A 13631-nucleotide genomic window follows, 5' to 3' on the forward strand; every position below is an offset into this window, starting at 1 on the left:
ACGAGATGAGTAACCGCAAATATTTTGGTACCGATGGTGTACGTGGCAAGGTTGGTGATACGCCGATTACCCCTGATTTTGTGCTTAAACTGGGTTGGGCTGCTGGGAAAGTTCTCGCGCGACATGGTTCTCGTAAGATTATCATCGGCAAAGATACGCGTATTTCTGGCTATATGCTGGAATCTGCGCTGGAAGCTGGGCTGGCGGCTGCGGGGTTGTCGGCTTCTTTTACCGGCCCGATGCCGACGCCTGCGGTTGCTTATCTTACCCGTACGTTCCGTGCTGAAGCAGGTATCGTGATTTCTGCTTCTCACAATCCGTATTACGACAACGGCATTAAATTCTTCTCAATTGACGGCACCAAGCTGCCGGATGACGTAGAAGAAGCAATCGAAGCTGAACTGGAAAAACCGCTGACGTGTGTTGAGTCTGCTGAATTAGGTAAAGCCAGCCGCATTGTTGACGCTGCCGGACGCTACATCGAATTTTGCAAGGGAACGTTCCCGAGCGAGCTGAGCCTTAATGGTTTAAAGATAGTCGTCGATTGTGCCAATGGTGCGACCTATCATATCGCCCCCAGCGTACTGCGCGAGCTTGGTGCTAAAGTCATCGCGATTGGCTGTGAGCCAGATGGGATGAACATCAATGAAGAATGTGGTGCGACGGACGTCAGACAGCTACAGGCACGCGTGCTCGCTGAAAAAGCGGATGTTGGTCTGGCGTTTGACGGCGATGGCGATCGGCTCATCATGGTCGACCATTTAGGCAACAAGGTCGATGGCGATCAGATTCTGTATATTATTGCTCGCGAAGGTCTACGCCAAGGGCAACTACGTGGTGGCGCTGTTGGCACGCTGATGAGTAACATGGGGCTTGAGGTTGCGTTAAAGCAGCTGGGTATCCCGTTTGCTCGTGCCAAAGTGGGTGACCGCTATGTATTAGAAATGATGCAGGCAAAAGGCTGGCGCATCGGGGCAGAAAACTCCGGTCATGTGATCCTGCTGGACAAAACCACGACGGGCGACGGTGTGATTGCCGGTTTGCAAGTCCTTACCGCGATAGTGAAAAACCATATGAGCCTGCATGATTTATGCAGCGGTATGAAGCTGTTTCCACAGATTTTGGTCAATGTGCGGTTTACGGGTGAACACGATCCGCTGGAAGACAAAAATGTGCAGCAGATTACGCAGGATGTGGAAAAAGAACTGGCCGGACGCGGGCGGGTATTGCTGCGTAAATCCGGTACTGAGCCACTCATCCGCGTCATGGTTGAGGGTGAACACGAAGAGACGGTAATCGCGTTGGCGAATCGTATTGCCGATGCGGTGAAAGCCGCTGGTTGAGGGCGTTTTTGATTCGCCAATCAGGTAGATAAGGCTTTCGATAGGTATCTTGCGTCGAAAGCCGCTGTTTTTTTCTGCAATCAACCTGTGGTGACCAAATTACCCTTGCGTACGCCACATCCTTTGGTTAGTATTCAGACCCGCTTGATAAGGGATGTTCTACATCCTGCTTAGCGGAATGACACGCGGTTTACCGCCAGAATATAGCATCTCCATGAATCATGGGGAAAACGGTTAACGGGTACGACTATGTACGAAGCTCTATTAGTGATTTTCCTGTTAGTATCGATCGGGCTGGTTGTCTTGATCATGCTTCAGCAGGGTAAAGGTGCTGATATGGGGGCCTCGTTCGGAGCAGGTGCTTCTGCAACTTTGTTCGGTTCGAGCGGCTCTGGTAATTTCATGACCCGCATGACAGCGATACTGGCGACCCTGTTCTTCATTATCAGTCTCATTCTGGGCAACTTAAGTTCGCTGCAGAAAAGAGGCGGAACATGGGACAACCTGAACCAGCCAGAAAAAGCAGAGCAGACGACAACGCCTGCTGCGCCTTCAACGCCGGCGAGTGACATTCCGAAGTAAGCGTTTTAAAGCAGTAATTGTGATGCCGTGGTGGTGGAATTGGTAGACACGCTACCTTGAGGTGGTAGTGCCCGATTGGGCTTACGGGTTCAAGTCCCGTCCTCGGTACCAACATAAAAAAATAGACGTCGATAGACGTCTATTTTTTTGTCTTTAATGTATGGCTCTGCCTTACAGGCGCACTAACTGCTTGCCAAAGTGCTTGCTGTCTAATAAGTCGATAAAGGCTTGAGGCGCATTCTCTATTCCCTCAATAATATTCTCTCGGTATTTCAATCGCCCTTTCTCAACGGCATCGAGTAGCCAAATGTCCGCTTCTGCGTAGTCTTTGAACCACTCGGTGACGAGAAAAAAACGGCTCAGAGGGGCATCGGGCAAAGAAGAGAAAAATGCTACCGGGCTTGAAGCATCAACATCCTGCCCTTGATTATAGAGTGCCGCGCTGCCACAAACGGGAACTCTGGCACCTTCGTTAAGCAACCTGGCAACGAAGAGCGAAACTCTGCCGCCAACATTTTCAAAATAGATATCAATCCCGTTAGGGCAGGCAGCTCGTAAGGCGTGATTTAAGTCATCTTCTTTATAATTAATACAGGCGTCAAAGCCTAATGTCTCAACAACATAGCGGCATTTCTCTTCGCTTCCAGCCAGACCGACAACCCGACATCCTGCCTGTTTACCTAACTGACCGACGACGGAACCTACGCCCCCTGATGCAGCGGATACTACCAACGTTTCTCCCGCTTTGGGTTTGGCTATTTTATTCAAGCCAAAATAAGCGGAACGCCCTGGTGTTCCTGCTGCCCCCAAAAAAATAGAAGGTGATAAGGTCGTCGGCAGTACGCGATGAGTAATAAAATCCTGAGGTGTACCAATATAGTATTTCTGCCAGCCTGAAAAGGTGAATACGCAGTCTCCAACCTGAAATTTTGGATTCTTCGTTGCTATGATATTACCTATAGTTTCCCCTTGAATAACCTCCCCGGGCTTGATAGGGCTAACAAGGGCTGTATTTTTGCTGAGTCGAGCGCGCGTGTATTGGTCAATAGATAGCCACTTATTTTCAACTATGTATTCGCCGGGTTGTAACGCATCGATGTGACGTTCATCAAGCCTGAAGTGTTCTAATTGGGCTGGGCCATCAGGATGGTGAGCGAGTACGATTAGTTTATTTGTTAACGGGTTCATAATATTCCCTATATTCATCATTCATGGCTTGATGGCTGATTCAGACAGCGTTATCGTTCGCATGTGAAGACCAGCGATATTTTGGCCATTTGAAGCTGAAAATTACGAGCAACAATGTTAGAGGCCAGCCGCTGATCAGGACGAGGGTATCCATTGGTAATCCAGATCGGTGTGAAAGGGTATAAATGACGATAGCTTTTATCAGATAGGCCAAAATCCACACCAATGAGACTTCGTTCCATATTTTGGTGTACCGTGGGGTGCCATAGTTAGGAAGTGTTTTCAGTCTTGGCGTAGCTTGTTCCGCTAATGTCTGTATGACCGGACGCCCGAGCATGCTGTAAATGCTGAAGATAATCACGGTAGATATTGCGCCGCTGACGGATAAAAAGACGCTCTCCTGCCTGATATCAAACAGCATATACCCTTCCAAATAAAGATAATGGCTTAGTCCTGAGACCAAAATAAGGGCGATGATCGGCAAGTAGCCTTTCCACCGACTGATATATTGCAGGACACCAGAATAGACAGCTGTAATTAATAATGCAGCTCCCGCCCCCCATTGCCAGAAAGCGATATTGTAAATAATAATTGGTAAGATAATGGTTAGGATGGCATCGCGTGATACCAGATATTGCCAAACGGTTAACGACGGTGTATCGCTCATTTGCTTCTCCTCGCTTATGTGATAAAGCCGCCGTTAAACATTTGAAACCGTAGACGGCGGATGTGCTATCGCAATACGCGCTCTAGCTTCTCTGCTATGCGTGAAATATGCGGTGTGTTCATCATGGAGATATGATCGCCAGAAGCTGTCAGTACGGTCAGACATCCTTCGGTCAGACGATGCCACCCTAGCCCGGATTCGGGCAGGCGGATTCGCCCAGGTAAAATATCTTCCGCTTCGACGACCAGTAGGTTTCCAGGGTAAGGCTCGCTACGGTAGGTCTCCGCTGCGTAAATATGTGATTGTAAGATATTGAGAAAATCCTGAAACTCTTGCGGCCCAATCTCGTCAGGAACGAGTCCCACACGCTTAAACTCTGCCAGAAAACGTGTCGTGCGCTGCTCATTACTCATGCCTAAAAGCGATTGCTCTGAAAGATCGAAAGACGCACCGGTAAACAAAGCCACTTTATGGGCAAAATACGCCAGACGTTCAGCCTCGCTCATGTCTGCAGAACCGTCGATGTTGATCTCCGGCGCAGGCTGGTCCAACACTAATACCGTCGGTGTTATGCCTTTTTTCGCGAGCTGCTGTGCCATTTCAAAGGCGATAGTTGCACCGAGAGACCATCCTCCGAGTACCAGACGAGAGTGATGAACGATGTCGCCAGCTTCTGAGAGATAGAAAGCGGCAAGCGCTTTGATATTGGCGTTATAAGGCTGGTTAACGCTGAAATCGGGCACTTGGATGCCATAGATCGGATAGCGCTCGCCCAATTCACGCGCCAGCCCGGAATAGCACAGCACGTTACCGCCAGCTGGATGGATCAAAAGCAAAGTGGGGTTATCTTCAGGCTGTCCACGATTGATCGTCACCCTTGCGACTTGAGTCTGTGCTCCCTTCTCTTCAATCACGCGGGCCAACTGGGCAATGCTGCTGTTTTCGAACAGCTGCCCCAGAGACAGGGATGTCCCAAAATGCTGATTAACGCTCAGGATGAGCTTTAATGCGCTGAGAGAATTCCCTCCAAGGGTAAAGAAGCTCTCCTGCGTATCAATCGTCTCGCTTTGTAAAATGTCGCGATAAATTTCATGCAGGTCGTGTTCACGCTGATTTTCCGGGGCATGGAATGCTATGCGCTTTTCTGCTGAGGGCAGGGGTAATGCAGCGTAATTTATCTTACCGCTGGCGGTTAATGGCATCGCGTCTAGCCATACCCAGCGTTCTGGCTGCATATAGTCTGGCAGTTTTTTTTGCAGCGCTGTTTTTACTGTGGACTGACTGGGTTCATCAATGCCGCACAGGTACGCGGTTAAGACGGTTTCCCCGTTGGGCAGCGTGTTTTGTTTAATAGCAACGTGGGTCGCATTAGCAACCTGTTGCAATGCCTGTTCGATCTCCGTCAGCTCAACACGGTAGCCGCGTACTTTAACCTGACGATCCAAGCGCCCCATAAATTCAAGATTGCCATCAGGCAGGAAACGGCCTTTGTCACCGCTGCGATAAAGCCGCTCGCCTTCAAGATAAGGGTGAGGAATAAAGCGTGCGTTATTTTGATCTGGCAGACCGATGTACCCTTCTGCGACATGCGAGCCGCCCAGATAAATTTCGCCCGGTAAGCCGGTCGGAACGAGCTGGTGATAAGTATCGAGCAGCAGAACATGGCTATCAGACAGCGGCTTACCGATGGGTAGATAGTCGCCTGAAAGGAGACTGAGATCGTCCGGTACCGGATACGTGGTGACGCCGACGGTGCATTCGGTTGGGCCATAATGATTGAGGATGCGGCAAGATGTTCGGAATTCGCGTACGCGCTTGATGAGTGACAGAGGAACGCGTTCTCCACCGATAACCAGCAACTGGCGAGGCAACAGCGCTTCAGCCTGCGGTGACGTCAATAACGTCGCTAAATGCGACGGCGTAATCTTCATGCAATCGACTGGGTATTGCGCCAGATAAGCGAACAGCTCCTGTGGGGAGCGGAGTAATTCCGTGCTGATCACGTCTAACTGACCCTGATGAATCAGCGCGGGGAACAGTACCGTGTGTGCCAAATCGGTTGTGAAGGATGAAAACATGCCGTAGCGGGCATCGGGCGGCAGGTTGAGCACGGACCGAATGGCTTGACAGTAGTGGCTAAGCTGCGAGTGTTTGACTCGAACGCCTTTCGGTTTGCCGGTACTGCCCGAGGTATAAATGATGTAAGCCGGGCCATCCGTAACCTGTGGCTGCGATGGATTGCTTACCGGCATCATACTGCGGTTTTGTCTTACGTAGAGGCAGGGGAGCTTATCACTGGGCGCCTGTTCGTCAATGATGACACAGCGGGCGGCGGAATTTTGCAGGATGAACTCAACCTGTTGTTCAGGGAGATCGATATCGATTGGAACATAGCATCCACCTGCTTTTAACACGGCCAGAATCGCGACGACGTAATACTCGCTTTTCGGCATGAACAGCGCGACACACTCGCCATGAGCAATGCCGTCTTTCTGGAGCTGATGAGCCAGCTGGTTTGCCCGTTCATTGAGCTGAGCATAGCTGAACGAGCGGCCTTCACAGCGAACCGCGATGGCATCGGGATGTTGCCGTGCCTGTTGTTCAAACTGCCGATGAACCGCAGGCGGGAATGTATTCGTGGTCGGGTGGCATTGTGCGATTGCCGCGTGACGTTCTTCGTCGCTTAACAGTGAGATATCTCGGACGGTTAACTGCGGCTGGGTGATTATCGTTTCGATAATAGTACGCAGGTTGCTTAGCATACGCTCGATGGTGGCGCTGGAAAATAATGCATTGCTGTAGTTCATAGTAAACAGCAAACCGTTGCTATCTCTATCTTCCTCTATCCATAAATTTAGGTCTACTTTGGCACTGCCATAATCGACCTTTAGCGGTTTATATTTTATTCCGCTATTTCGACTGTGAAAATGAGGGAATACCTGATACGTCAATATTGCCTGAAATATGGGGTTTATTTGGGGGTTACGAGTATAGGTTATTTCATCCAGAATATAATTGAATGGCACATCTTGATATTTCATGGCCTCTTCACATTCGAGGCGAGCAGCATCAATGAGATCGTTAATACTGATATCGGAAATAATATCAAAGCGTAATGGTAGGGTGTTCATGAATAACCCCATCATATTTTGCGTGGTTGGTAAATTTCGATTGGCAAAAGGTACGCCAATGATAATTTCCTGCTGTCCGCTGTATTTGTGTAGCAGGATTTTATAGGCCGTGAGAATAATATGAAATTGTGTTGCTCGATGCTGTGTTGCACAATCTTTTAAGCGCTGACTGAAAGCTTCGTCAAAATAATCGATGACAATCCCTCCAGTGGTACTCATTTTTGCGGGGCGAGGATAGTCCGTTGCCAAATCTAGTTGCCCCGCGATGCCATCCAGTCTCTTAGCCCAATAGGACAGTCCTGTCTGGTATTCACCTTGGGAATACCATCGGTTTTCTGCCAGAGCGTAATCGGAAAATTGGAGCGTTTTTTCGATGTGCAGCGTATCCCCCTGCAACAGGCGAAAGTAGTTCTCTATTAACATCTTTATGAACAGATTTAGTGTCCACCCATCGGAAATAATGTGGTGAAATGTCAGGAAAAGGACATAGTCGTACTGATGGGTTTTGACCATGTGGAGATAGACTAATGGACCATTCTCCAGATCAAAGATAATCTTCCCTTGTTCTTTTGACATATTTGAGATGTGTTTTTCAATGTCTTCTTCGCTGAATGCGGAGATATCATCAAAATGAAAAGGAAAGGACATCTCGTCAGCAATACACTGGCACACTTCATTATCGACTAAACGGAATGTCGTTCGTAGAATGTCATGTTGCTTCATTATATAGTTAAGTGTTTGCTGGATGCGATGTGGCTCCATTTCATGTTCAATCCTACTGGCGAGAACATAGGGATTATTATAGACCTGATTATTGTCGAGATACTGGGAAAGTATCCAGATACTCTTCTGGGCGCTGGTCATGGGGAAATGCACTCTGCCTGGCGAAGTGGGCAGGGAAATAGTTTTACCTGCTTGCGTGCCACCCGCTTTCTTTTTTTCTTTTGCCAGCTTTTTGAGTTCATCAATACTCAGTGAAGTGAGTTTTCCGGTAGGATTCTGTGCCATTGTCGAGTCTCGTGTTGTGACTTTCTGTTTTCACAATGAGGAAGGCCTTCGACATGACTGTAGAAGGCCTTCGTGTGTTTATTCTTGCAGTAAGGATTCCAGTTCAGTGAGAATCAGCGTGGCTAACCCTTTCACCGTCTGGTTCTGGTAAAACAGGTCAACGCGGATATCGATTTCAAAGATGCCCGAGACAGTAGAAACGACCTGTACTGCCAGCAGCGAGTTACCGCCCAGTTCAGTAAAGCTGTCGTTAACCCCGATCCCAGAGATCCCCAGAATGGACTGCCAGACTTTGATGATTTCCTTTTCAATATCGTTTTCTGGTGCAACATAGTCGACAGAGAGCGCAGGTCTGGAATACCCTTCCGTCGCTTCATTGTCCTGCAAGATAGACTCAGGTGTTTCCTGTTCTGGAATCGTCTCATAAATGAGCTGGTCCAAATCGCTGGTGACGATCACGATTTGCTCAAATTCCAGATGAGCAAACTGGCGTTTCATTGCGTCAATTCCTTCAGGCAACATAATGTCTTTATCTGCCAGATTCACTTTTACTGCTGCGGTGGCTGCCGCTGAAACGTTTGCCGACATGGAGACCTGATTGCCCTGCGTCATCTTCATCAGCGTGTAATTTTCCAGTGTCAGCAGCGGAACGCCTGCCGATGAAAAGAACGTGATATCCATGACGATGGCGCTATCCTGCGGCTGGTACGCCTGTTTGAGTTTGACGTGGGCGTAGCACTCTTTTTCCAATGGAGACAGGAAGACCATTTTCCCATAGCTGATTGGTAAGTAATTATTCGTGGTCATCAGGATAATGCAGGATATTGCTGTTGAGTCGATGATCGCAGGATGATACGGATAACGCGTCAAATCGTGCTCATATTCGCTCCCCAACACTTTGTGTATCAACCACTCACTATCCCCTTGGAAGATCTCACTATGATTGTTCCAGCGTTGACTGAAAGAGAGAAAATTATCGCCAGTACTGGCGTTTCCCAGCTCGGTAACAAAGGGTGAATAGGGGAGTTTGTTCGTGAAGCGCTGTTTGATAGCATCGAACGATGACGGCACGATGTCAGGCACCTGAACGCCGTGGCCTATTGCCCCGAATGCGTGCTCTTGCCATGTCAGTTCAAGTACACCCCGGCTCTTGAGGCTAAATTGATAGCCTTTCCCCTCTTGCGTGACGAACAGTCGCATAAATCGAGGCCAGGCATCGGTATAGATAATTGGCTTGGTCATCATCAGGTTTTTGACCTGAAGGTTTTCCTGAGGCTTAAAACATGTCATGAATTCATGCAGCAGCGATAAGATCGTCGCTCCCACCAGTGAAGGTTGTTTCGCAAGGCGGTGCTCATCGATAACCCAGTCGTTTACGGTGAGATTGACCTGATAGCTTTCCTGCATATTTTCACGTGCAATGAGCGTGAGTAAATCCCCGAGATTGCCTCAGCGACAGGTATTTTGCTATTTTTCTTCTCTTCTAACTGTTTGTTCCAACGGGCAGCCATACCGACATCGCCCCATTGTCCCCAATTTATTGATACTGAACGGCCACGACGATGCTGGTTGCGATAATGCGCAAAGGAATCCATAAACGCGTTACCCGAGCAGTAATCGATACGGGCTTCATCACCCACAATTGCGGTAATGGAAGAGAACAGAATAAAGAAGTCAGGCTGCTTGTCCCGCAGCAGCTCATCCAGAATGAGCGAACCTGCGACTTTAGGATCGAGCACGTTGGCGCAATCGGTGTCACTCTTCAAAGGAATGATGCCGCCGCCTGGTACACCTGCAGTATGGAACACCCCATCGATCTGTGGGAATGTGGATAGCATGTCGCGCATTCCCTGATAGTCACAAACATCCACCTGTGCTAAATGCACTGCGTTGCCATGTGCTTCCAGACGTAAAATGCTTGCCAGTTTTTCACTGGTAGGATCGTCAACCGGATGCTGTTGGATCCAATGGTGCCATGCTTCACGCGGCGGTAGAGCGGAACGATACGTCAGAATTATCGTTGCATTACTTGTCTCACTCAGATGATTGGCGACCAGTATTCCCAGACCGCCAAGGCCACCGGTAATGAGGTAAACGCCGTCATGTTTTATCTCAGCAGGATCGCCTATCGTGTCCTCTTCCAAATGCACGGCTTGATAACTTTCTTCCCAGCGCTGGTTGCCGCGGTAAGCCACCAGATTGCCGTGTGTTGCGATATGGCTTTCTGCAATCAGACTGTGGGCAAACTCATCAAGCTGTTCGGCGTTTTGTTTAAGATCGATATCCACCAGGTGGCATTGCACTTCAGGATACTCGTGATAGAACACGCGTGACGGCCCGACCAGTAACGCATTCTCTGGTGAAGCGATGCGCTCCCCCATCACGCTGAACGTGTTGCTGGTGGCGAAGGTCACATGCAGATCGTCCAGCAAATTCTCGTTCACCAGCGCCTGCTGGAGATAGAGGGCAGGGTAGAACGTGTTCAGCGGTGAGGAGAGATAAGTGTGCTCAAGCGGCTGGACCTGTTCCGCCGCCGTCAGGTTCCATAAATACAGGATACGTGATGGGCGTAGCCCTTGTTCTGTCAGGCTTTTCAGTAGCCGGACATAGTCGGCACGCGAGGATGCATCGAGGGTGTAGCGGCCTTCGGAAAGCGCTTCCTGATACTGCGTTCCCGGGCTGACGAAAAAGACCTTATGCCCGTCCTTTTCCAGCAGCTGCTTCGCACGTTCGGCGATACCCAGCGTATCCGTCAGGAGCAGCCAGCAGGTGTTCTCAGCGTCAACGCGTTTGCCCGCCATGTATTTCGCCGGAATGGTTTTCTTCCAGGTCGGCATATAGAACCAATCGCCGATATCCGCCTGTTTCCGCTTTTTAGCCTTAACGGATTGCTCACTCTGCATGTCATTACTGGCTGACGACAGGGCTGGCAGGGCGAAGCGTTTACGCTCGAAAGGGTAGCCCGGCAGCGGGATGCGGCGACGGTGCTGTTCTGGATGATGCTGATGCCAGGGAACGTTTACGCCGCTGGCCCAAAGCGCACCAAGCGTCGACAGGAGATGTTCGCCGGATAAGGCCACGTCTTTCGCCGTTGGCAAGGAGGCATAAATCAACGCGCCGTCTTCTGCGCTGAAATGCTGCTTGGCGGACGATTCCAGCGAGCGCCCCGGTCCGACTTCAAGGAACACGAAATCGTGATGTTCTTCAGCCATCAGCGTTTTGAAAGCATGAGAGAACAGTACCGGGTTGCGTACGTGACGCACCCAGTAGTCGCTGTTCTTCGCCAGCGCTTCCGTCACCCATTCGCCGTTAACGGTAGACACAAATGGGATCTGTGGCGCGTGCAACGTGATGCTATCAATGACCTTTTTGAAGGCAGGCAGCATGGGTTCCATCATGTGTGAGTGGAAAGCATGCGAGGTATCCAGATGTTTGCAGAAAATATTGCTGTCTTCCAACTGCTGCTGGAAACGCGTGACATCGTTTGAAGCACCAGCGATGACGCATAATCCAGGGTAGTTAACTGCCGCAATTTCCAGCTTGCTGCCGTGAAGTTTGGCCTTCAGACTTTCTTCATCGAGCAGGACGGCAAGCATATCTCCCGCGGGTAATGCCTGTACCATCTTGCCCCGCATCGCGACGGCTTTCAGTGCATCTTCCAGTGAGAACACGCCGGACAGGCAGGCTGCTACGTATTCCCCCACGCTGTGACCGATCATGACATCCGGCTGAATGCCCCACGACATCCACAGTTTTGCCAGACTGTACTCCACCACGAACAGGGACGGCTGGGTAAACTGGGTTTCATTGATGCGGGACTCGGCGATATCGTCGCTGTCCTGAAAGATAATCGACGTCAGATTGACGTCCAGAATTGGCTCCAGATAGTCACAGCATTGGTCCATGCTCGCGCGGAAAACATCGTAGGTGTCGTACAGTTCTCGCGCCATATTGACGTATTGGTTGCCCTGTCCGGGGAACATAAACACGACGGATTTTTGATTTTTTCCTTGCTGCGTCACCACCAGTGAAGGCTGATCCAGCTTGGCCAGCAGGGAATCGCGATCCTTCCCGATAATAGCCGTGCTGTGAGAGAATTTTTGTCTCCCAACCTGCAAGGTGTAGGCGATATCTGCCAGATTGGCATCGTCATGCGCGCTGAGATACTCACGCAGGCGATGTTTCATGTCTTCCAGCGCCGTGCGGCTTTTCGCGGAGAAAGGCAAAACCAGCAGACTGTCGTCATGAGCATCGCCCGCTTTTAGCGACGGTGCCGCTTCCAGAATGATGCAGGCATTGGTTCCGCCGACGCCAAAAGAGTTCACCAGCGCGCGATGCGGTGTTTCCGACGGTTCCAACTCACTGAGTTCGGTGTTCATGATGAACGGGCTGGTTTCAAACTCAATGTTAGGGTTTGGCGATTCGAAATGAAGCGAGGCTGGCAGTTTGCCGGTTTCCAGCGCCAGTGAGGCTTTGATGAGGCTAGCCATGCCTGACGCCGCGTCCGTATGGCCAATGTTGGTTTTCACCGATCCCAGACGGCAATACTGCGTTTTATCCGTGTATTCCTGAAACGTCTGTGTGAGTGAGGTGAATTCAATAGGATCGCCCAGCGCCGTTGCGGTGCCGTGAGCTTCAACAAAGTTGATGGTAGCGGGATCAAGCTGCGCATTGGCGATCGCCTGTTTGGCAACGGCGATTTGCCCGTTGATGCTCGGTGCGGTAAAACCGGCTTTCAGGTTACCATCGTTATTCACTGCGCCGCCTTTCAGCACGGCGTAAATATGGTCGCCGTCGCGTACGGCGTCATTCAGACGTTTCAATAACACCACGCCAGCACCACGACTGAACACCGTACCGTTGGCCCGGGAGTCGAAGGCATAGCAGCGGCCATCGGCGGATTCCATGCCGCCTTGCATATAGGAGTAACCTCGGCGCTCTGGCGTATCCACGGAAACGCCGCCCGCGACGATCAGATCGCTTTCCCCATTCAGCAGGCTGTTCATGCCCATCACGACGGCGACCATCGCAGTTGAACAGGCGGTCTGTACGTTAACGCTCGGCCCTTTGAGGTTAAGCTTGTAAGACACTCGGGTTGTTACGTAGTCTTTATCATTGTTGGTGACGACTGATGCACCGCTGGCGTACTTCTGCACTTCAGGATGGGCATTCGCTTTACTCAAATGCCAGGCGGTTCCCGTTCCGCCGAATATGCCGACTTTCCCAGAGTAGGTAGCAGGGACGTAGCCGGCATCTTCAAACGCGTGCCAGCAACATTCCAAAAAGACACGATGCTGTGGATCCATAATTTCGGCATCGCGGGGCGTAATATCAAAAAAATTAGCGTCAAAGTGCTGTGCGTTACCCAGAATGCCCCGGCGGCGAATATAGTTGGGCGAGGCGATCATTTCTTCTTCAATGCCTGACTCCCTCAGTTCTTCTTCACTGAATGTGCTGATCGTCTCCACGCCGTCTAACAAGTTTTGCCAAAATATCGTGGTATCTTCTGCGCCGGGAAATCGAGCCGACATTCCTACAATGGCAATATCCTTATCGCGGAACTGTTCTTGCTGTTTCATTTAATTACCTCACCATGAATATATTCGCCTTCTGTCACGATAAAGATCATGAACCTTCCTTCTCTGAATAAAATCCAGAGAAGGAAGACGACGCTTTACGCCGTGAATATAGAAGGGACAACTAAATTAACGT

7 protein-coding genes and 1 tRNA gene are annotated in these 13631 nt (G+C 50.2%); 3 read left to right on the top strand and 5 right to left on the bottom strand.

The genetic code is table 11. The annotated features are described in order from the left end of the window. Positions 1–5 precede the first annotated feature (5 nt). The 3 genes from glmM to BJJ97_RS08435 all read left to right on the top strand — a co-directional run bounded on the left by glmM (position 6) and on the right by BJJ97_RS08435 (position 2036). Positions 6–1343, top strand: a complete 1338-nt coding sequence (glmM, locus tag BJJ97_RS08425; protein WP_010302570.1) for a phosphoglucosamine mutase — start codon at positions 6–8, stop codon at positions 1341–1343. Between the two features lie 249 nt (positions 1344–1592). Next, positions 1593–1925, top strand: coding sequence for a preprotein translocase subunit SecG (secG, locus tag BJJ97_RS08430; RefSeq protein WP_095993633.1), 333 nt, complete (start codon positions 1593–1595; stop codon positions 1923–1925). 24 nt (positions 1926–1949) lie between these two features. Beyond that, a tRNA-Leu gene (locus BJJ97_RS08435) sits at positions 1950–2036 on the top strand. 60 nt (positions 2037–2096) lie between these two features. Here BJJ97_RS08435 and BJJ97_RS08440 read toward each other — a convergent pair. The 5 genes from BJJ97_RS08440 to BJJ97_RS08455 form a co-directional block, all read right to left on the bottom strand. Continuing rightward, positions 2097–3113, bottom strand: a complete 1017-nt coding sequence (locus BJJ97_RS08440) for an NADP-dependent oxidoreductase (protein WP_095993634.1) — start codon at positions 3111–3113, stop codon at positions 2097–2099. A gap of 40 nt (positions 3114–3153) precedes the next feature. Next, positions 3154–3780: a hypothetical protein gene (locus tag BJJ97_RS08445; RefSeq protein ID WP_095993635.1), complete on the bottom strand. Its 627-nt coding sequence runs from the start codon at positions 3778–3780 to the stop codon at positions 3154–3156. A 65-nt stretch (positions 3781–3845) separates the two neighbouring features. After that, a complete protein-coding gene (locus BJJ97_RS08450) occupies positions 3846–7919 on the bottom strand; it encodes a non-ribosomal peptide synthetase (RefSeq protein WP_095993636.1) in 4074 nt (1357 codons plus the stop codon). Positions 7920–7997: 78 nt separating this feature from the next. Then, entirely contained in the window at positions 7998–9326 is a 1329-nt protein-coding gene (locus BJJ97_RS22270) for a phosphopantetheine-binding protein (RefSeq protein ID WP_227003577.1), read from the bottom strand. Continuing rightward, positions 9293–13498, bottom strand: a complete 4206-nt coding sequence (locus tag BJJ97_RS08455; RefSeq protein WP_227003578.1) for a type I polyketide synthase — start codon at positions 13496–13498, stop codon at positions 9293–9295. Before BJJ97_RS08455 ends, BJJ97_RS22270 begins: the two co-directional genes overlap by 34 nt. Positions 13499–13631 lie beyond the last annotated feature (133 nt).

Origin of the sequence: Pectobacterium polaris, assembly GCF_002307355.1 — a bacterium.
GTDB classification, from domain to species: Bacteria; Pseudomonadota; Gammaproteobacteria; order Enterobacterales; family Enterobacteriaceae; genus Pectobacterium; species Pectobacterium polare.